Source organism: Massilia frigida, assembly GCF_011682175.1.
GTDB classification, from domain to species: Bacteria; Pseudomonadota; Gammaproteobacteria; order Burkholderiales; family Burkholderiaceae_D; genus Telluria_A; species Telluria_A frigida.
Genome location: NZ_WHJG01000010.1, coordinates 24,059 through 43,968 on the forward strand (window position 1 = coordinate 24,059; position 19,910 = coordinate 43,968).

Sequence of the window (19,910 nt, forward strand, 5' to 3'; positions counted from 1 at the left end):
GATGAATGTGCTTGCCAGCCCGGGCGATTGTGGTTAGATTTGTACGCACACCAAGAAGTGTGTATAGAAACATTCCATAAGTTAGCAAAAATGCATGCAAAAAGGCAATTACTGAGCGTTCGCCTGTTGGGCTTTCCTTCCGCCGAGGGATCCGAACTGGGGACGGCGCTCGCGCATCCCCCGCGCGACGGGCCGTCGTATTCTTGCTTGCTCGGCGATAGTTTGCAAGAGCCGGACCTGGTCATTGCCAATGGCGACGACCTGAGCGCGCTGGCCGCCTTGCTGGCGTGGCAGCCGGATGTGACCCGTCCCGCTCTGGTGATCGGCTCGGCCGGGATGGAGTTTCCCTGCGCCCAGCTGGCGCGTCCGCTCGACATGTTCCAGATGTTCAAGCTGCTCACCGAGATGGGACGCAAGCGCGCCGACGCGCTGACCGGCATGCTGGCGCCCGAGGCGCCGCCGGTGCACGAGCGGCGCCGCCGCATCCGCCTCGATCTCGACATCACCGATCCGGTCGATTTCGTCAAGATGCGGCGTGTTGCGCCGAACGGCGCGGTGCTGATCGTCGACAAGCGCGGCGCACTGCGCGACCATGTGGCGCGGCTGCTGTCGGCGCACCAGGTGTCGGTGGAGTGGACCGAGAGCGCGGCGGCCGCCGTGCGCCTGTGCGCGGAGACGCCGGTGTCGGTGGTGATGATCAATACCTCGACCCCCGGCATCGATCCGTATGCGCTGTGCAGCGAGATCAAACAGCAGGAAGGCGCCGAGCGCATCGCCGTGGTGCTGCTGGTGAACCAGGCCTCGGGCTACGACACGGCGCGTGCGCGCACGGCCGGCGTGCGCGGCCTGCTCGACAAGCCGATGGCCGACCGCCACCTGGTCGCGGCGCTCAAGAAGCTGCTGTCGCTGCCGCCCTGAGTGCGTGCCGGTCACAATTTTGTTACAACTTTGAATCGTGCGCTTGCATGGGAGCGCTATATTTAAGGCATGCCCGATACCGACAAGCCCTTGCAGCCAAGCGCTGTTCCAGTTCCTGATCCTGCTCCCGAGCAGGACAAGGATGGCGTCCATGCGGCGCGCGTGCCCGACCGCCGTTCCGACGCGCTGCCGCGCTACCACAAGGACAGCGACACGCCGCTGGCGCTGGCGCGCCGCGTGCTGGCCTCGCGCTGGCGCAATCTGCGCGACAGGATCGGGCGCGATTTCATGCGCCGCACCCTGCGCATTGGCGTCTCGGCGCGGATTTTTCATCCGGAGCCCGGGTCGACGGGGCTACGCAGCAAGAACCTGCAATACCTGGAAGAGTCGATCGCGCAGTGGGTGATGTCGCGCGATGTGCTGGTATTTATGATCCCGACGGTCAATACCAACGGCCTTCTCCATCCGAGCAATATCACCTTGCGTCATTACGCGCGCCATCTGGACGGCCTGGTGCTGCAGGGCGGGGCCGACGTGTCGCCGCAGACGTATTCGGAAAGCCCCACCCGGCCCGAGTGGAGCGGCGACCGCGCGCGCGATGTGTACGAACTCGAACTGCTGCACGAATTCGTCGATGCGGGCAAGCCGGTGCTGGGGATTTGCCGCGGCTGCCAGTTGATCAACGTGGCGTTCGGCGGCACCTTGTACCAGGATGTGGCGACCAATGTGCCGGCGGCGCACGCGCACGTGCACAGCGATTACGACGCGCACCGGCACAAGGTGATTTTTCCCTCGGGGTCGTCGCTGGGGCGCATGTTCCCGGATGTGCGGCGGCCGGTAGTCAATTCGATTCACCACCAGGCGGTCAAGGACCTGGGGCGCGATATTCTGGTCGAGGCGATGTCGGACCCGGATGGGATCATCGAAGCGATCCGCTATCAAAGGGCGAATTTTGTGATGGGATTGCAGTGGCACCCGGAGTTTCATCGGGCCGGCGGGGTGGATTTATTGGATTGCACGCCGATTCTGGATGAGTTTTTGCGCGCCGCGCGCGAGACGCGGCTCTAGCATCGTCGTCTCTGGCATTGCCAGAACCGACTTCCCGCGCAGGCGGGAACCCAAGTTCGTTCCGTCGTTGTGGGCGGCGCCATGAACGACGGAGGTTGGTGCGGCAGGTTTGGCGGTGGATATAGCAAAAGCGGCGGTTGTTAGCGCTTGCCTCGGAACCGCCTGATCGCCGCATTCACCATCCCCTCCGCGCTCCCCTGTTCCTCATACTGCCTGCGTAAATACGTCGCATCGCTCGCCTCCTGCGCCGCCGTCGACAAATGCCGCAGCGCGCCCAGGCTTCCGAGCGCCTCGCCATGCGGCTCCAACTTGCGCAGCGTAGTCAGGATATCCTCGCGCAGCGACATCGTCTCGTACGTCTTCGGATGCGTAATCGCCCCATCGAGCCCGAACCGGCACGCCTGGAAGCGGTTGAAGTTATACACAAGGTAGTCATCTTCCACCGGCGGCTCTTCGCGCCGCTCCAGCAGATGCCGGCACAGCGCTTGCAGATACCCGGCCAGCGCCGCCGCCCGTTCCACCGTCAGCGGCGTGTCGCACACGCGCAGCTCGATGGTTCCGTACTCCGGCTTGGGCCGCACATCCCAGTAAAAATCCTTCATGCTCTTGATGATGCCGGTGCGTTCCATCTTCGCGAAATACACATTCGCGAACTCGTCCCAGCTCAATGTGAACGGCGCGCGTCCGCTCATCGGAAACGCGAACACGGAATTCAGGCGTGCCGAATCGAACAGGCTGTCGTGCCCCTGCACGAACGGCGACGACGCCGACAGCGCGATAAAGTGCGGAATATACCGGTTCAGCGAGTGCAGCAGGAACATCGCATCGTCGCCCGAGGCGCAGCCGATGTGCACGTGCTGCCCGAACACCGTGAACTGCTTGGCCAGGTAGCCGTACAGCGACGACAGTTCCTGGAAGCGCTGCTTGGGAAAGATCTTTTGCTCCGACCAGTGCTGGAACGGATGCGTGCCGCCGCCGCACAAACCGATATTGAGGCGGTCGCCCGCGGCCACCAGGATGTCGCGGATCTCCAGCAGTTCGGCCAGCAGCGGCAGGTGGCTCGAATGCACGCTCGAATTAATCTCGATCATGCTCTCGGCGATTTCGGGCGTCACATTCCCGGGGAAGGGTTTTTGCGCCAGCAGGTGCAGCAAGTCCGGGCTGGCGGCGGTCAGGTCGAAGTCCGACAGGCTGACCAGTTGCAGCTCCAGTTCGACGCCAAAGGTCAGTGCCTTCGATTGGGCAAACGGTTCAAGCGCCATCTCAGGCCTCCGTGGTTTCGCGGGCCCAGATCAGGGCGCGCTGGATGATGATGGGGCCGAATACTTCGAGCAGCATGGTCACCGCGGCCATCGAGCGCAGTTCCTGCACGTCGATCCCGCGCAGGCGCGCATGCTCGAGCAGCAAAATCACGAACACCGACACGGGCGCCAGCGCGAGGCCGGTCAGCGCACCCTTGCGCCAGGAAATGCCGGACAACTTGGAGAACACCGTCACGCCGAGCGTCTTGGTGGCCAGGCGCACGATCACCACCGTCACGGCCAGCGCGCCGCCGGCGAACACTTCGCGCCATTCCAGGGTCGATGCGGCGTACACGAACAGCAGCACCGTGAGCAGCTCGCCGAGGGCGCCGAAATTGCGCTGCGCCTGGCTGAAGGCCACGCGCCGGTGGCGCGCCGTCAGGCCGAAGGCGAGCGTGGCCACCACTGGCGAGAGCTGGGTGGTGTAGGTGATCGAGACGAGCAAGATGACGGCCAGCGCAAAGCCGACCGTGGCGTCCTGCGCCAGGTTGCCCAGGTGGCGCAGCAGCGCCGGCACCACCACGCCGAACAGGGCGCCGACCACGCCCGACATCAACAGCGCCACCAGGCTGTTGATCGTGGCGTCGCCGATGTCGGACGAACTGTGGAAGATCCAGAAGCCCACGATGACGTTGAACGTAAATACCGACAGCACGCAGTTGATCGCGGACAGGTGCAGCACGCGTTCGGTGACCTGGCCGGAGCTGCGCTGTTCATTGATGATGCGCACCACCGTGGCGGGCGAGGTGGACATGGCGAGCGAGGCAAGCATCAGCGCGGTCATGGTGGTGACGTTGAACCACATGGCCACGAAATAGACGGCGACGAAGGTGCCCAGCGCTTCGACCAGCGCGGCCATGCCGAACCAGGGATTGGTGCGCAGCCAGCGCAGGTTGATGCGGTAGCCCAGTTCAAACAGAATCAGGCCGAAGGCGATATCGGCCATGACCAGGACCGGGCCGGCGCCGGAGGGCGGCAGCACGCCGGTCTGGGTGCTGGCGAGGGCGAAGCCGACGATGCCGTAGAAGCTGATGCGCGGCAGGCCGGTCCAGCGCTTGCCGAATTCGCCGGCCATCCACGCGAGACAGATCGCAACGGGCCAGGCGAGATTGGTGAGGATCGTCAGCAGATCGGGCATGTATTCCTTTCGTTCCATCGGGTCGATGGGTGCCGCAAGATTCTACAAGACCATGCCGCGCGCACGATTCCGCATAACGAAAAATGTTGCCCAAATCACAATCATGCGCGGCGGGAAGCGCCGCAAAGGCTGGCCTGCCCCTTATTTGCTCAGGGTGCGCATGGCGCGTTCCAGCCCTTCGATCGTCAGCGGGAACATGCGGTTGCTCACAATCTGGCGGATCACGGAAATCGACTGGCGGTACTGCCACACCCCTTCCGGCTCGGGATTGAGCCAGGCGAACTTGGGAAACGCCGTGCAGAAGCGCGCCAGCCAGGCGGCGCCGGCTTCTTCGTTGTTGTATTCGACCGAGCCGCCCGGATGCAGCACTTCATAGGGGCTCATGGTGGCGTCGCCGACGAAAATGAGCTTGGTGTCGGCCGGGTACTTGCGCAGGATGTCCCAGGTTGGAAAGCGTTCGGCGTTGCGGCGCCGGTTGTTCTTCCACAGGTAGTCGTAGACGCAGTTATGGAAGTAGAAGAACTCCATGTTCTTGAACTCGGTCTTCGCCGCCGAGAACAGTTCCTCGGTGCGTTCGATATGGTCGTCCATCGAGCCGCCCACGTCGAGCAGCATCAGTACCTTGACCTTGTTGCGGCGCTCCGGCCGCATCTTGATATCGAGGTAGCCGGCGTTGTTGGCGGTGGCCTGGATGGTGGCGTCGAGCGCCAGCTCGTCTTCGGCGCCTTCGCGCGCGAACTTGCGCAGGCGCCGCAGCGCGACCTTGATGTTGCGCGTGCCCAGTTCGCGTTCGGCGTCGTAGTCGCGGTAGGCGCGCTGTTCCCACACCTTGACCGCGGTACGGTTGCCGCCTTTGCCGCCGATGCGCACGCCCTCCGGATTGGTGCCGCCGTTCCCGAACGGCGAAGTGCCGCCGGTGCCGATCCACTTGCTGCCGCCTTCGTGGCGCTCCTTCTGTTCCTTGAGCAGTTCGTTCAGGCGGTCCATCAGCTTGTCGTAGCCGAATTTTTCGAGCTGGCGTTTCTGCTCGTCCGACAGTTCGCGCTCCATGCGCTTGACCAGCCAGTCGAGCGGAATGGCGGCATTCGTCTCGAAGGCGGCGTTGATGCCCTTGAAATACTGGGCAAAGGCGCGGTCGAACTTGTCGTAGTGCGCTTCATCCTTGACCAGGGTCAGGCGCGATACATAATAGAAGTCGTCCATCGAGGCGCCGACGACGTTGCGCTCCATCGCTTCGAGAAGCGTGAGGAACTCCTTGATCGTGACCGGGATCTTGGCATCCTTGAGCGAAAAGAAGAAGTCGATCAGCACCTTATGCTCTCCCCCCTCGCTCCCGCGCGCTGCAGCTGGTAATGCAGCTGCGATTTGATCTCGGGCCATTCGCCGCGCACGATGCTGTACATGACCGTGTCGCGCACGGTGCCGTCGCGGCGCAGGGCGCTGTGGCGGATCACGCCATCTTTTTTGGCGCCAAGGCGCTCGATGGCGGCCTGCGAGGCGTGATTGAAGTTATCGGTGCGCAGGCCCACCACCGCGCAGCCGAGCGTATCGAAGGCGTGCGAGAGCAGCAGCAGTTTGCAGCTGGTGTTGACGTGGCTGCGCTGGCGGCTTTTGGCATACCAGGTCCAGCCGATTTCCACCCGGTCGACCTTGGGCAGGATGTCGTGGTAGCTGGTGGTGCCCATCACAAGGCCGCTGGAGGCGTCGATCACGGCAAACGCCAGCCGGTCGGGCATCTCGAGGGCGTTGCGGATGTACGGCTCCACGTCCTGCGGTTCCGGCACCGAGGTGACGCGGATGTTCCACAGTTCGCCGTCGCTGGCGGCCGCGCGCAAGCCGTCCGCGTGCGCGAGCGAGAGCGGCTCCAGGCGCACGCCATTGAATTCGAGGGTGAGGGCGTCGACCTGGATCATCAGCGGTTGGTCCGTGACATATAGACCAGGCGCTCGAACAGGTGCACGTCCTGCTCGTTCTTGAGCAGGGCGCCGTGCAGCGGCGGCACGATGGCCTTGGCGTCCTGGCTGCGCAGCGCTTCGGCCGGGATGTCTTCGGCCAGCAGCAGCTTGAGCCAGTCGAGGAATTCGGAGGTCGAGGGCTTTTTCTTCAGGCCCGGCACGTCGCGCACTTCGTAGAAGCTTTGCAGCGCCTGCGCCAGCAAGTCCTGTTTCAAGGTCGGGTAGTGCACCTTGACGATCTGCTCCATCGTATCCTTGTCGGGGAATTTGATGTAATGGAAGAAGCAGCGCCGCAAGAACGCGTCCGGCAGCTCTTTTTCATTGTTCGAGGTGATGATCACCAGGGGGCGGTGCTTGGCCACGACCATTTCGCGCGTCTCGTAGACGTAGAACTCCATGCGGTCAAGTTCGCGCAGCAGGTCGTTGGGGAACTCGATGTCGGCCTTGTCGATTTCGTCGATCAGCAGCACCACCGGCTCGGGCGCGGTAAAGGCCTGCCACAGCACGCCCTTGACAATGTAGTTGTGGATGTCGCGCACACGCTCGTCGCCGAGCTGGGAATCGCGCAGGCGCGATACCGCGTCGTACTCGTACAGGCCTTGCTGGGCCTTGGTGGTGGACTTGATATGCCACTGCATCAGCGGCATGTTCAGCGCGGCGGCGACTTCTTCGGCCAGCATGGTTTTGCCGGTGCCCGGCTCGCCCTTGATCAGCAAGGGACGCTGCAAGGTGAGGGCGGCGTTGACCGCCAGTTTCAGGTCGGCGGTGGCGACGTAACTGTCCGAACCCTGGAAGCGGTGCGCCTGCGAATGCGATGCGTGCATGTGCGTGTCTGGTCAAAAGTGGAATTATTTGGAGTATATGCCAGAACCGGAAGGGCGGCACTGCAACACCGTGAAAGTGGACGGGTCACTTCACTTCGGTTAAAATCTCAGGTTGATAGTGCAAAACATAATAATTTTGCACGTGCGATACCCGATTATCACTTACCCTCGCCACCATGAAAAAATTCATCGCACTCCTCGTGCTCGCCTGCGTCGCGAACGTGTCCGCCGCAGCGGACATCGTTGGAAACGCCAAGGCTGCAAAAGTTGAACAATGTATCGGCTGCCACGGCATCCCCGGTTACAAAGCGACTTTCCCTGAAGTCTATTCGGTGCCGATGATTGGCGGCCAGTCGGCCAAGTACATCGAAAACGCGCTCAACGCCTACAAGAAGGGCGAGCGCAAGCACCCTTCGATGCGCGGTATCGCGGGCAGCATGTCCGACCAGGACATCGCCGACGCTGCTGCCTACTATTCGCAGCAAGTGAAAAAATAAGGACAGAGCCATGAAAAAACTGATGATCGCCCTGTTCTGCGGCGCTGTTTCCCTGAGCGCCACCGCCGGCGGCAATATCGCCAACGGCGAAGCCCTGGTCAAGAAGCGCACCTGCGCATCGTGCCACGGCGCCGACTTTAACAAGCCGACCAACGAGATCTACCCGCGCCTGGCAGGCCAGCACGCCGATTACCTCAAGCACGCGCTGATCGCCTACAAGCGTGGCGATGGCCCGTACGGCCGTAACAACTCTAGCATGGCCAGCAATGTCGCCGACTTGTCCAACCAGGACATGGCCGATATCGCCGCTTACCTGCACAGCCTTCCGTCGGACCTGGTCCTGAAGCGCTAAACCGCACCGGCAATACCGACGCTGTCACCAAGGCGCCTTCCATCTTCTCCTCGCCGGGAAGGTGGGAGGCGCTTTGTTTTTGTCCCCTTGTTCGATTGTCCCCGGAGCCGCCTTGCCGACTTTATCGCCCCAGTACCTCAAGTCGAACCTGCTCAGCGGCCTGACCGTGGCGCTGGCCATGGTGCCCGAGGCGATTGCGTTCGCGCTGGTGGCGCATGTGTCGCCGCTGACCGGGTTGTACGCGGCTTTCATGGTTTCCTTGATCACCTCGGCCATCGGCGGGCGGCCGGGCATGATTTCGGGCGCGACCGGCGCGCTGGCCGTGGTGATGGTGGCGCTGGTGGTCTCGCACGGCGTCGAATACCTGTTCGCCACGGTGGTGCTGATGGGAGTATTGCAGCTGCTGTTCGCCGCCGCCCGGCTGGGCAAATTCATCCGCATGGTGCCGTATCCGGTGATGCTCGGCTTCGTGAACGGCCTGGCGATGGTGATTTTCATGGCGCAGTTCGGCCACTTCAAGGTCACGGGGCCGGACGGCGCGCAGCAGTTGATGGCGGGTGCGCCACTGTATACAATGCTCGCCCTGGCGGCGCTGACCATGGCCGTGATCTACCTGCTGCCGCGCGTGACCCGCGCCATTCCCTCGACCCTGGCCGGTATTTTGCTGGTGTCGGTGCTGGTCGCTACGCTCGGCATCGATACCAGGACCGTGGGCGACCTGGCCTCGATCAAGGGCGGCCTGCCGCTCTTTCATCTGCCCGACGTGCCGTTCAACTGGGCCACCATGCGCATCATCTTCCCGTATGCGCTGGTGCTCGCCGCCGTCGGACTGATCGAATCGCTGCTCACGCTCACGCTGATCGACGACATTACCGACACCCGCGGCCAGCCCAATCGCGAAAGCATGGCGCAGGGCGTGGCCAATGTGGTCACCGGCCTGTTCGGCGGCATGGGCGGCTGCGCCATGATCGGCCAGAGCATGATCAACGTGAACAACGGCGCCACCGGGCGCCTGTCGGGCATCGCCACCGCCGTGTTCCTGCTCTCGTTCATCCTGTTCGCGTCCGAGTGGATCGAGCGCATTCCGCTCGCCGCCCTGATCGGCGTGATGTTCGTGGTGTGCCAGAAGACCTTCGCCTGGGGCAGTTTTCGCCTGTTCGGCAAGGTGCCGCGCGCCGATATTGCGGTCGGCCTGCTGGTGGCGGTGCTCACATTGATCTTCGACCTGGCCATTGCGGTTGTCGCCGGCGTGATCGTCTCGGCGCTGGCATTCGCGTGGGAGCACGCCAAGCGGATCCGGGCCGCCATCCATCCCGGCCAGCAGGGCGAGCGGGTGTACGCGCTCGAAGGAACGCTGTTTTTCGCCTCGGTTGCGCAATTTAACCAGCTGTTCGCGCCAAAGGACGATCCGCAGGACGTGGTGATCGATTTTGCGCGCGCGCGTGTGGTCGACCATTCGGCGATCCAGGCCATCGACGCGCTGGCGCTGCGCTACCGCCAGGCCGGCAAGCACCTGCACCTGCGCCACCTCAGTCCCGACTGCCGCGAGCTGCTGGAAAGCGCGCGCGACATGATCGAGGTGAACCTGGCCGAGGATCCGCGCTACCGCATCGCCGACGATAAACTGGCCTGAATCGATGATGCACACTGCGCTCTCCCTGCTCCTGCTGCTGGCCATGGGGCAGGGCGTGTTCCTCGCGCTTGCCCTGCTGGCGGCGCGCCAGGCCGAGCTGCGCGGAGCCAACCGGCTGCTGGCCGCCCTGCTGCTGGGGAGCGTGGCCGTCATCGGCCATGCCTGGCTCGGGATCAACCGCCTGTATACAACTTATCCGCACAGCGCCCTGGCGATTGCCACCATCGGTTTGCTGAGCGGGCCGCTGCTGTATTTATATCTGCGCAGCGTCCTGACCGGACAGCGCCTGCGCGCGCGCGACTGGCTCCACGGGGCGCCATTTTTCCTGGCGACGGCCGCCATGCTGCCGTTTTACCTGCAAAGCGCTGCGGTCAAGCTGGCCTGGATGCAGCACCGCCCGGCGCTGCCGTGGTATATCGGCGTGTCGGTGCTCGTGAAAACGCTGCTATTCATCTGGTATGTGGTGGCCAGCTACCGCCTGATTCGCGGCGCTGCAAACGGCCCGCTGGCCGCCGGCCTGGCACGCCTGACCCGGATCTGGGTGCTTGGCGCGGCCGGCAGCGTGGCCGCCTTCGGCATCGAATTGCTCGACATCGCGCTGCCGCTGTCGTCGGATGCGCTGGGCGCCATCGCGCTGGCCTGTTTTGTGTATGCGACTGCGTTCCTGGCGATCCGCCTGCCGCTCGGCTACCGCGAGCACCTGCCGGCGCCCGCCACCTTGCCTGAACCCGCGCCGCGCTACGCCAACAAACGGCTGTCGGAACCGGACCGCGCCAGCTTTCTCGATGCACTGAAACGGTGTATGGAAGTCGACCAGGTTTACCGCAACGGCGAACTGACCCTGGACGAACTGGCCGCGCTGCTGGCCATGACGCCGCACGAACTGTCGCAACTGATTAACGATGCCTGCGGCGTCAACCTGCAGGAATACCTGAACCGCTACCGGGTCGACGCGCTCAAACTGGCGCTGCATGCGTCCGACAAGGCCAGCGCCAGCATCCTTGACCTGGCGCTCGCATGTGGCTTTAATAGCAAGACGACCTTGAACCGCGCCTTCAAGAAGCAGACCGGCCTGACCCCGTCCGAATGTCGCCGTGGCGGCGCCGGCGCGGGCCCGGAAACAGGTGCCGAATCATCATCTGGGACGACTCTCCCGGGCTAAATCGTGAAAATGGGTCCATTCACCCTTCACTCACAGCCACGGAGTTTTCATGAAACGCACCCTGTTGTCGGCCTGCCTGGCCACCCTGATGTTGTGCAACCCGGCCTTTTGCGCCGACCGGATCTGGATCTCCAACGTCAAACTGGTCTCTCCGGAAAAGCTCGACCGCATCGAAACGGGCAGTGTGCTGATCGACGGCGGGCGCATCGCCCGGGTCGAACGCGGGCCGTCCGGGGCGGCGCCGAGCGGCGCCAAGGTGGTCGACGGCAAGGGCTACTATCTTACGCCGGGCCTGATCGACTCCCATGTGCACCTGCACGCCGTGCCGGGCATGAGCATGGAGCAGGGCGCGTCGGGCGACAGCCTGGCGCAAAACTACTTGCGCCAGATGCCGCGTTCCTTCCTGTATCACGGCTTTACCAGCGTGATCGACCTGGCGGTATCGGACTACGGCGTGATCGAGCGCTTGCGCAAGGAGCCACTGCATCCGGACGTATTCCACTGCGGTGAAGCGCTGGTGCTGGCCAACGGCTACCCGATGTCGTTCATGGCGCCGGACACGCGCTTCAAGAGTTTTGGCAATTTCCTGTTCGATCCGGCCATGCCGACCACCGTGCCGGCCGAATTTGCCCCGTCCAGCCACACCGTGGCCGCCGGGGTGGCGCGGGTGGTCAAGGCTGGCGGCATTTGCGTGAAGACCCACTTCGAGCGCGGCTTCGGGGCCAACCGCAACCTGCCGGTGATGAGCACCGCCAAATTTGCCGAAGTGCGGGCCGCCACCACGCAAGCCGGCAAGGTCCTGGTCACCCACGCCAATTCGTTCGAGGCGCAGTCGTTCGCGGTGGCCGGCAAGGCCGACGTGCTGGCGCACGGCATGTGGCACTGGGGCGCGCTGAATGGCCAGGCCGGCCTGCCGGACCAGATCAAGGCGCTGCTCGACCAGATCGCCGGGCGGCGCACCGGTTTTCAGCCGACCATGCAGGTGCTGTACGGACTGCGCGCCTATGTGGAACCGGGCTACCTGAACGATCCGGCGCTGCGCAAGGTGGTGCCGGCGTCGCTGCTGGCCTGGTTTTCCACGCCGCAAGGGCAGTGGTTCAAGCCCGAAGTGACCGAGGGGGAGGACGATGCCGCCGTCATGCAGGGCATGGAAGGACCGCTGCGGCGCCAGCGCGCAGTGGTGGCGTATCTGGCCAGCCGGGATGCCAATTTCGTGTTCGGCTCGGACACGCCATCGTCGCCGACGTACGGCAACCTGCCCGGCCTGAACGGCTACCGCGAGATGCGGCAGCTGCACGCGGCCGGCCTGTCGCTGGCGCAGATATTCAAGGCGGCCACCATCAACAATGCGCGCACTTTCAAGCTCGATGCCGAACTTGGATCGATTGAAGTGGGCAAGGCGGCCAACCTGCTGCTGATGAAAACCTCGCCGCTGGAGGATGTGAGCGCGTATGACAGCGTGGTGACGGTGTGGGTGCGGGGGCAGCAGACGGCGCGGGAGGCGCTGGCCGCCGACTATAAATAGCGTGGTTTAAGCGCGATACAGCACCTAAAAATCGTTATCCTCCAAACCGTCATTTCTGCCGATGGCAGGAATGACGGTTTGGGCAGGGTCACGCGCAGCGCGCGCGCACGCATTCGACGTAGGCGACGCTGTCGGGCGGCACGCCGTTGCGCTGCGAGGTCCAGATCATCTGGCCCAGGCATTCCATGATTTCGTGATGGGCGTCGTGCGCGCCCAGGCGCTGGGTCAGCGCAGTGCAGGCGGCGCGGATGCCGGGCGGCTGGTCGATCGACACCTGCTCGGCGATCGACAGGTGCATCGACAGGTGCAGGAAGGGATTGGCCTGGCCGCCATCGACCGAGTAATCGCGCGCCAGGGCCGCCTCGGCGTCGGACAGTACATCGGCATATTCGGGGTGCTGGACGATCCAGTCGGCGGCGATGGCGTCCATCGGGCTGAGAATCTCGCCGCTGCGCTGCTTGCGGTAGGCTTCGCAGAAAAAACGGCGCACATCGTCGGAAGAGGGGGTGAACATGGTTGGCGGGACAGGCAAATGAGGTAGGCCACATTGTACCGCCATCGCCGCGGCGCCGTCCCGGCCCGTCCAATGACCCGGGGCGGGCAAGGGTGCGATGCTGGCGCGCTGGCTTGCCTTATGTGCAACTCCGAGGGTGAAAAAACGGCGCCGTGAAGCGCCGTCGGGTGTTGCGATTACTTGCTATTCCTTGCCCGGCACCAGTACCAGCTCCGCTTCCGGAGCGCAGGGCTGTTCCGGAGATGGCTGGCGCGGCGCGTGCGGCTGGCGCAGGTAACGGGCCGTGTGGCGCCGTTCGTGCGTATGGCCGCCGTTGGCCGGCCAGGTCAGGAAACGCGATAATTCCTGCAGGGCGCGCTGGTAGACATCGCGCTTGAACTCGATCACCACATCGAGCGGCACCCAGTAATCGTGCCAGCGCCAGGCGTCGAATTCCGGATGGTCGGTCAGGCGCAGGTTGACGTCGTTATCGCGCGCGCACATGCGCAACAGGAACCAGATCTGCTTTTGCCCCCGGTAGTGGCCGCGAATCTCGCGCTTGATAAAATGGTCGGGCACTTCATAGCGCAGCCAGTCGCGGGTGCGTCCCACAATCTTCACATGCTCCTGGCGCAAGCCAATCTCTTCCTCCAGTTCGCGATACATTGCCTGTTCCGGTGTCTCACCGTATTTAATGCCCCCTTGCGGGAACTGCCACGAGTGCTCGCGCACCCGCTTGCCCCACCACACCTCGTTATGGGCGTTCAGCAGGATGATGCCGACGTTGGGCCGGAACCCTTCACGGTCGAGCATAGTGCACCTCGAAACTTTCTGCCAGCGCGCGTCCTTCTTACATATTTACCCACAAATTCTGGCCCCCGCCAGGCTTTCGGGGTACGAAAACGGCGGGAACCGCGTCAAACGGGCCCATTTGTATAAAGATTGGACGCATCAGCCAGCTAATCCTTTAAAATTAGGTTGATTATAACCCTCTCTTTTTAAAAAGAATTCACCGATATGCGTGCCTCCCGTTTTTTTATTTCAACTTTAAAAGATGCACCGTCCGACGCTGAAATCGTCAGTCACCAGCTGATGATGCGCGCAGGAATGATCAAGCGCCTCGGCTCCGGCATCTATACGTACATGCCGACCGGCTTGCGCGTGATCCGCAAGGTCGAAGCGATTATTCGTGAAGAAATGAACAAGGCGGGCGGCATTGAAATGCTGATGCCGCTCGTGCAGCCAGCCGAGCTGTGGCAGGAAACCGGGCGCTGGGAAAAGATGGGCCCGGAACTGATGCGCGTGAAAGACCGTCACGGCCGCGAGTACGCGATCCAGCCGACGTCGGAAGAAGTCATCACCGACGTGGTGCGCTCCGAGATCAAGTCCTACCGCCAGCTGCCGCTCAATTTTTACCACATCCAGACCAAGTTCCGCGACGAGCGCCGTCCGCGTTTCGGCCTGATGCGCGGGCGTGAATTCACGATGAAGGATGCTTACTCCTTCGACCGCGACGAAGCGAGCATGAAGGTCTCGTACCAGATCATGTACGACGCCTACACCGCCATCTTCAACCGCTTCGGCTTGAAATTCCGCGCAGTGGCGGCCGACAACGGCGCCATCGGCGGCTCCGGCTCGCACGAATTCCACGTCATCGCCAGCACCGGCGAAGACGCCATCGTCTACTGCCCGACCTCCGACTACGCGGCCAACATGGAAGCGGCCGAAGCGCTGCCGCTGGCCGCCGCGCGCGCCGCCGCCGCCGCACCGCTGACCAAGACCGCCACCCCGGGCGCCACCAAGTGCGAGAGCGTGGCCGAGATGCTCAAGCTGCCGCTGTCGCAGACTGTCAAGACCATCGCCCTGACGGTGGAAAAGGAAGTCGCCGGCAAGCAGGTGCTGGAAAACTGGATGCTGCTGCTGCGCGGCGACCATGAACTGAACGAGATCAAGGTCGGCAAAGTAGCCGGCCTGGCCACGCACCGCTTCGCCACCGAAGCCGAAATCCTGGCTTGCTACGGCAGCATTCCCGGCTACCTGGGTCCGATCGGCACCAAGCAGCCGGTCACCATCGTGGCCGACCGCACGGTTGCCAACATGGCCGATTTCGTCTGCGGCGCCAACGAAGAAGGCTTCCACTACACGGGCGCCAACTGGGTGCGCGACCTGCCGGAAGCGCTTGTTGCCGACCTGCGCAACGTGGTCGAAGGCGACGCTTCGCCGGACGGCAAGGGCGTGCTGGCGATCGAACGCGGGATCGAAGTCGGTCACGTGTTCCAGCTCGGGACCTCGTACTCCGAGAGCATGAAAGCTACTTTTCTGGACGAAAACGGCAAGCCTGCGCCGCTGCAGATGGGTTGCTACGGGATTGGCGTGACGCGTATTTTGGGCGCGGCGATCGAGCAGAATTTCGACGACAAGGGCATCATCTGGCCGGCCGCGATCGCGCCGTTCGAAGTGGTCCTGTGCCCGATGGGGATGGACCGCAGCGAGATGGTCAAGACTGAAGTCGAGAGCCTGTACGCGGCGCTGCAAGCGGCCGGGGTGGACGTGATCGTCGACGACCGCGGGCTGCGTCCGGGCGCCATGTTCGCCGACTGGGAACTGATCGGCGTGCCGCACCGCGTGGTGATCGGCGAGCGTGGCCTGAAGGAAGGCAACCTCGAATACCAGGGCCGGCGCGATGCCGAGGCGACCGCCGTGCCGGTGGCCGGCATGGTCGAGTTCATCAAAGGCAAATTGAGCCAGTGAGCGCGTCGGTGATTGTCAATACGCTGGCGCAGTTGGCGCTGGCGGCGGGGCTGCTGTGTTCCTGGTCGGCCTGGGCCGGCAACCAGAAAGAAGAAGCGATGGCCGACTCGGTGCGGCTGGCGCTGTCGAACGCGATCAAGGACACGCATCCGCCGCAGCCCGTGTTTCGCGACGAGGCGGGGCGGGCGCGCTACCAGCAATGGCTGGCGGCGATGTCGGACCGGCTCAAGCGCAAGCTGCCGGACGACCAGGTGCGGCTCGAATTCCTGCAATCGGTCTGGTACGAATCGAACCGTGCCGGGCTCGATACGGGGATGGTGCTGGGGCTGATCCAGGTCGAATCGGCGTACCGCAAGTATGCCGTCTCGATGGTGGGAGCACGCGGCTACATGCAAGTGATGCCGTTCTGGACCAACGTGATCGGCGACAGCGACCGCAGCAAGCTGTTCCACATGCAAACGAACTTGCGCTACGGCTGCTCGATCTTGCGCATGTACCTCGACATGGAGAATGGCAACACCTACTTGGCGCTGGGCCGCTACAACGGCAGCCGCGGCAAGCCCGCCTACCCCAACTCAGTGCTCGCCGCCTGGGAAAAGTGGAAATTTCCTAGCTAAAAACGCGGAGTCCCCCTACAACCGGGGTCAGAGCTCTAATCTGAAATGAATTGCAAAACCGGCGGCTGGCGCAGCAAGGCAGCCCCGGTTTGCCTGCCCGACACTCTAAATCCTACATTGAGGCCTGCCCAATCTTGAGCCGTAGTCGTCGCCAAAAGCCCATCAAGGGTCTTTGTATATCGAGCAGTGAGCGCTGGGACAAGAAGGCCTGGCATCGCCGCTTCCGTACCCGGGAACGCCAAGCGCTGGCCTGCGCCTTGCCCGATGGCCTGGAAGCCCATCTGTCCGTGCTGGAACGTGAGGTCAGTAACGTCTGGGCGATGGATAAGGACGGTCATATTTACCGTCCTCTGAGGGAGCAGGTGAAGTGGGCGGAGTGGGGCGCCGAGCGCAGGGGACAGAACCCGCACGAACGCGCGGCCATCAAAAAACGCCTGATGCACAAGTGGATGGGCAAATGATCAACGCCACCCCCTGCTGACGCACCGGAAAAATTTCTAATCAGAGCTCTGACCCCGGTTGTAGGATGCGGGAAAGATTTCTAATCAGAGGTCAGACCCCGGTTGTAGGAGGCTCGATGCCGCTTGTAGGAGATTTTGGCGAATAGGGCAAGTTAATGCGCTGACCCCGGTTAGGCGCGGCGGTGGCCGGCGGTGTAGACTGCTTTTTTTCTCCGAGCTCACGAAAGTGCACATGCGATTGACTCTTCTTGCCGCAGCGTCCGCGCTGGCGGTCTTGGCGGGATGCGCCAGCGTCCAGCCGCCGGCCACGGCCCCGGCCATCACCCACGCGCCAGCGAAAAACATCATCTTCTTCCTCGGCGATGGCATGGGTATCAATACCCTGACCGCTGCCCGTATCTACGCCGTCGGCGAGGATGGCCAGCTGACCCTCGATACCTTGCCCGAATCGGCTTTCATCAAGACCTTTTCCAACGACGCCCAGGTCACCGACAGCGCCGCGTCCATGTCGGCCTATATGACCGGCGTGAAGGTCAATAACAATGTGCTGTCGATGAGCACCGATACGGCGCCCGCCGCTCCAGCCCTCGATGCCGCCGGCAACAAGCTGGCCGGCCGCTGCACTGGCGGGCGCCCCGTCGCCACCCTGGCCGAACTGGCCAAACAGCGCGGCATGTCGGTCGGCGTGGTCACCACCACCCGCGTCACCGATGCCACCCCGGGCGCGGTCTTTTCGCACGTGTGCCATCGCGCCATGGAAAACGATATCGCTGCCGCCCTCGTTCCGGGCGGCGCCGGCTACAACGCGGCCCTCGGCCCGCGCGGGCTCGATGTGCTGCTCGGCGGCGGCAGCGCCCATTTCACCACCACGGCCAAGGGCGGCAAGCGCAGCGACGGGCGCGACCTGCTGGCCGAACTGGCCGCGCAGGGCTATCGCGCGGTCGCCGACAGCGCCCAGCTCAAGGCGGTCGACACCACGTCCACCCAGCCGCTGGTCGGCCTGTTCACCACGCACGACATGAGCTTCGATTCGATGCGCGATGCGGCCAAGGAACCGGGCCTGCCCGAGATGGCCGGCAAGGCCATCGCCATCCTGGCGAACAATCCGAAAGGCTTCTTCCTGGTCGTCGAGGGCGGCATGATCGACCTGGCGCTGCATAATTCGAACGCGCGCCGCGCCCTGCAGGAGACGGTCGTGTTCGACAATACCCTCAAGGCGGCCATCGCGCAGATGCGCAGCATCGATCCGGACCTGAAAAACACGCTGATCGTGGCCACCGCCGATCACGATCATTCGCTGCTCCTGAACGGCTACGCGCGCCGCACCGGCAAGACCACGCCGTCCGAACCGGGTGTGCTGGGTTTGATGCGCCGCGTCGATAACAACGAGATCAAGCTCGATGCCGATGGCGCGCCATTTACCATCATCGGTTTCGGCAATGGCGAAAAACGCGTGCAGGGCAGCCGTGGCGCGGCGCCGCACCTGACCGACGTCCAGGTGAGCGCGGACGATTACCGCCAGGAGGCCGTGGTGCGCACCGAGCCCGGTTACGAGACCCACAGCGGCACCGATGTGTACCTCGGCGCGATCGGCGCCGGCGCTGCGCGCTTCGGCGGCACCATCGATAACACCCGCGTGTTTGAACTGATCAAGGCGGCCGCAGGCTGGTAAGCCGCGCCCCATTTATGAGACTGACCATGACGCCTTCCCGCTTTCCCTTGCTCCTGCTGGCCGCTGCGTGCGCGCTGGCGCCTTCCTTCGCGGCCGCCGCATCGTCCACCACCGCGCCGGCCGCGAAAAACATCATCTTCTTCCTCGGCGACGGCATGGGGCCGACCACCATCACCGCCGCGCGCATCTACCGCTACAAGGAAGAGGGCTTGCTGCACTTCGAGCGGATGGAGCGCTCGGCGCGCATCAAGACCTATTCGAACGACGCCCAGACCACCGACAGCGCCCCGTCGATGGGGGCTTACATGACCGGCATCAAGATCAACAACGATGTCATCTCGATGGCCGACGCCAAGCCCTTCGCTCCGCAGAAGGATGCCAACGGAAACGCCAGCATCGATGCCTGCCCGGCCGGCAACGGGCGCGCGGCGGCGACCATCCTCGAACTGGCCAAGGCCAGCGGCAAGTCGGTGGGCTCGATCACGACTACGGAACTGACCCACGCCACGCCGGCGTCGACCTTTTCGCATGTGTGCGACCGCGACATGGCGTATTCGATCGCGGCGCAGATCGTGCCGGGCGGCGCCGGCTACAACCCGGCGCTGAAGGATGGCGTCGATGTGCTGATGGGCGGCGGGCGCAATCACTTCACGCCGTTCGACGCGGCGCGCAATCCGAAGGGCCGCGCCGACGGACGCGACATGCTGGCCGAATTCGCGGCGCGCGGCTACACGGTGGCGGCCAATGCGGAGCAGATGCAGGCCGCGCCGCAGGGCAGGAAGTTCGTCGGCATCTACAGCGATGTGAGCCACCTCGATTACGCGCTGGCCCGGCGCGCCGGCCAGCCGGCCCTGGCGCAGATGACCTCCAAGGCGATCGACCTGCTGGCCGCCAACCCGAAGGGCTTTTTCCTGATGGTCGAAGGCGGCAAGATCGATCATGCGCTGCACGATTCGAACGTGAAGAATGCGCTGGCCGAAACCATCGGCTTCGATGATGCCATCAAGGCGGCACTCGACAAGATGGAGGCGCTCGATCCGGGCCTGCGCAATACGCTGCTGGTGGTCACGGCGGACCACGACCATACGATCGTGATGAACGGGTACGCCCGGCGCGGCAATCCGATTCTCGATATCGTGCGCAATGTGGACGACGGCCAGCCGGCGCGCGATGCCGATGGCAAGACCTACACCGCGCTGGTGTTCGGCAATGGCCCGAACCGCCTCAATCAGCGGGTGGATGTCGACAGCGCCACGGCGCTGGCCGACAGCTACCATCAGGAGACCGGCGTGCGCCTGAAGGGCGAAACCCACGGCGGCGGCGACGTCAAGCTGTTCGCCACCGGCGCCGGCTCGGGCGTGTTCAGGGGGACGATGGAAAACACCAAGGTGTTTCATCTGATGAAAGCGGCCTTCGGTTTCTGACGGCGCGCTGCCCCATCCCGGCCCCGCTCGCGAGAGTGGGGCTTTTTTTTATCCCGATGCTGTGGGGAAAATAATGGTTGTATAAAACGGGCAATAATTCCGTAGCGAAAATGTAGCTT

The 19,910-nt window shown here is 63.7% G+C and carries 19 protein-coding genes; 12 read left to right on the top strand and 7 right to left on the bottom strand.

Annotated features, from left to right (window positions below; all coding sequences use genetic code 11):
- The first annotated feature begins 222 nt into the window (after nt 1-222).
- Nucleotides 223-918, top strand: a complete 696-nt coding sequence (locus tag F2P44_RS12065) for a response regulator (protein ID WP_229423514.1) — start codon at nt 223-225, stop codon at nt 916-918.
- Nucleotides 919-987: 69 nt separating this feature from the next.
- Entirely contained in the window at nt 988-1,986 is a 999-nt protein-coding gene (locus F2P44_RS12070; protein WP_167086949.1) for a gamma-glutamyl-gamma-aminobutyrate hydrolase family protein, read from the top strand.
- A gap of 140 nt (nt 1,987-2,126) precedes the next feature.
- Here F2P44_RS12070 and F2P44_RS12075 read toward each other — a convergent pair whose 3' ends face one another.
- The 5 genes from F2P44_RS12075 to F2P44_RS12095 form a co-directional block, all read right to left on the bottom strand.
- Complete coding sequence (locus F2P44_RS12075) at nt 2,127-3,248, bottom strand: YbdK family carboxylate-amine ligase (protein WP_167086950.1); 1,122 nt, start codon at nt 3,246-3,248, stop codon at nt 2,127-2,129.
- Nucleotide 3,249: 1 nt separating this feature from the next.
- Nucleotides 3,250-4,425 (bottom strand): cation:proton antiporter, encoded by a 1,176-nt coding sequence (locus F2P44_RS12080; protein ID WP_167086951.1) that lies wholly within the window; start codon nt 4,423-4,425, stop codon nt 3,250-3,252.
- Between the two features lie 141 nt (nt 4,426-4,566).
- On the bottom strand, nt 4,567-5,736 hold the full coding sequence (locus tag F2P44_RS12085) for a vWA domain-containing protein (RefSeq protein WP_167086952.1): 1,170 nt from the start codon (nt 5,734-5,736) through the stop codon (nt 4,567-4,569).
- A complete protein-coding gene (locus tag F2P44_RS12090) occupies nt 5,730-6,338 on the bottom strand; it encodes a GNAT family N-acetyltransferase (RefSeq protein ID WP_167086953.1) in 609 nt (202 codons plus the stop codon). Before F2P44_RS12090 ends, F2P44_RS12085 begins: the two co-directional genes overlap by 7 nt.
- Complete coding sequence (locus F2P44_RS12095; protein ID WP_054268423.1) at nt 6,338-7,204, bottom strand: AAA family ATPase; 867 nt, start codon at nt 7,202-7,204, stop codon at nt 6,338-6,340. The genes F2P44_RS12090 and F2P44_RS12095 overlap by 1 nt, the downstream gene beginning before the upstream one ends.
- Nucleotides 7,205-7,380: 176 nt before the next feature.
- Between F2P44_RS12095 and F2P44_RS12100 the strand changes: the two genes are divergently transcribed.
- The 5 genes from F2P44_RS12100 to F2P44_RS12120 all read left to right on the top strand — a co-directional run bounded on the left by F2P44_RS12100 (nt 7,381) and on the right by F2P44_RS12120 (nt 12,373).
- Complete coding sequence (locus tag F2P44_RS12100) at nt 7,381-7,701, top strand: c-type cytochrome (RefSeq protein ID WP_167086954.1); 321 nt, start codon at nt 7,381-7,383, stop codon at nt 7,699-7,701.
- A gap of 10 nt (nt 7,702-7,711) precedes the next feature.
- Nucleotides 7,712-8,053, top strand: a complete 342-nt coding sequence (locus tag F2P44_RS12105) for a c-type cytochrome (RefSeq protein WP_167086955.1) — start codon at nt 7,712-7,714, stop codon at nt 8,051-8,053.
- 112 nt (nt 8,054-8,165) lie between these two features.
- Nucleotides 8,166-9,686, top strand: coding sequence for a SulP family inorganic anion transporter (locus tag F2P44_RS12110; RefSeq protein ID WP_167086956.1), 1,521 nt, complete (start codon nt 8,166-8,168; stop codon nt 9,684-9,686).
- Between the two features lie 7 nt (nt 9,687-9,693).
- Complete coding sequence (locus F2P44_RS12115) at nt 9,694-10,848, top strand: helix-turn-helix domain-containing protein (protein ID WP_229423515.1); 1,155 nt, start codon at nt 9,694-9,696, stop codon at nt 10,846-10,848.
- A gap of 49 nt (nt 10,849-10,897) precedes the next feature.
- Nucleotides 10,898-12,373: an amidohydrolase family protein gene (locus F2P44_RS12120; RefSeq protein ID WP_167086958.1), complete on the top strand. Its 1,476-nt coding sequence runs from the start codon at nt 10,898-10,900 to the stop codon at nt 12,371-12,373.
- Nucleotides 12,374-12,461: 88 nt separating this feature from the next.
- Here F2P44_RS12120 and F2P44_RS12125 read toward each other — a convergent pair whose 3' ends face one another.
- Both F2P44_RS12125 and F2P44_RS12130 read right to left on the bottom strand, forming a co-directional pair.
- The gene (locus F2P44_RS12125) at nt 12,462-12,887 is read right to left on the bottom strand and encodes a DUF1841 family protein (RefSeq protein WP_054268428.1); all 426 of its coding nucleotides are present in this window, start codon (nt 12,885-12,887) and stop codon (nt 12,462-12,464) included.
- A 183-nt stretch (nt 12,888-13,070) separates the two neighbouring features.
- Entirely contained in the window at nt 13,071-13,679 is a 609-nt protein-coding gene (locus F2P44_RS12130; protein ID WP_167086959.1) for an RNA pyrophosphohydrolase, read from the bottom strand.
- Nucleotides 13,680-13,883: 204 nt separating this feature from the next.
- Here F2P44_RS12130 and F2P44_RS12135 point away from each other — a divergent pair, with 204 nt between their 5' ends.
- The 5 genes from F2P44_RS12135 to F2P44_RS12155 all read left to right on the top strand — a co-directional run bounded on the left by F2P44_RS12135 (nt 13,884) and on the right by F2P44_RS12155 (nt 19,791).
- The gene (locus F2P44_RS12135; protein ID WP_167086960.1) at nt 13,884-15,617 is read left to right on the top strand and encodes a proline--tRNA ligase; all 1,734 of its coding nucleotides are present in this window, start codon (nt 13,884-13,886) and stop codon (nt 15,615-15,617) included.
- 8 nt (nt 15,618-15,625) lie between these two features.
- Nucleotides 15,626-16,234, top strand: a complete 609-nt coding sequence (locus tag F2P44_RS12140; protein ID WP_370662681.1) for a lytic transglycosylase domain-containing protein — start codon at nt 15,626-15,628, stop codon at nt 16,232-16,234.
- 134 nt (nt 16,235-16,368) lie between these two features.
- Nucleotides 16,369-16,695: a hypothetical protein gene (locus F2P44_RS12145; RefSeq protein WP_167086961.1), complete on the top strand. Its 327-nt coding sequence runs from the start codon at nt 16,369-16,371 to the stop codon at nt 16,693-16,695.
- 232 nt (nt 16,696-16,927) lie between these two features.
- Nucleotides 16,928-18,367, top strand: a complete 1,440-nt coding sequence (locus F2P44_RS12150) for an alkaline phosphatase (RefSeq protein ID WP_167086962.1) — start codon at nt 16,928-16,930, stop codon at nt 18,365-18,367.
- Between the two features lie 26 nt (nt 18,368-18,393).
- Nucleotides 18,394-19,791 (top strand): alkaline phosphatase, encoded by a 1,398-nt coding sequence (locus F2P44_RS12155; protein ID WP_167086963.1) that lies wholly within the window; start codon nt 18,394-18,396, stop codon nt 19,789-19,791.
- Nucleotides 19,792-19,910: the final 119 nt, after the last annotated feature.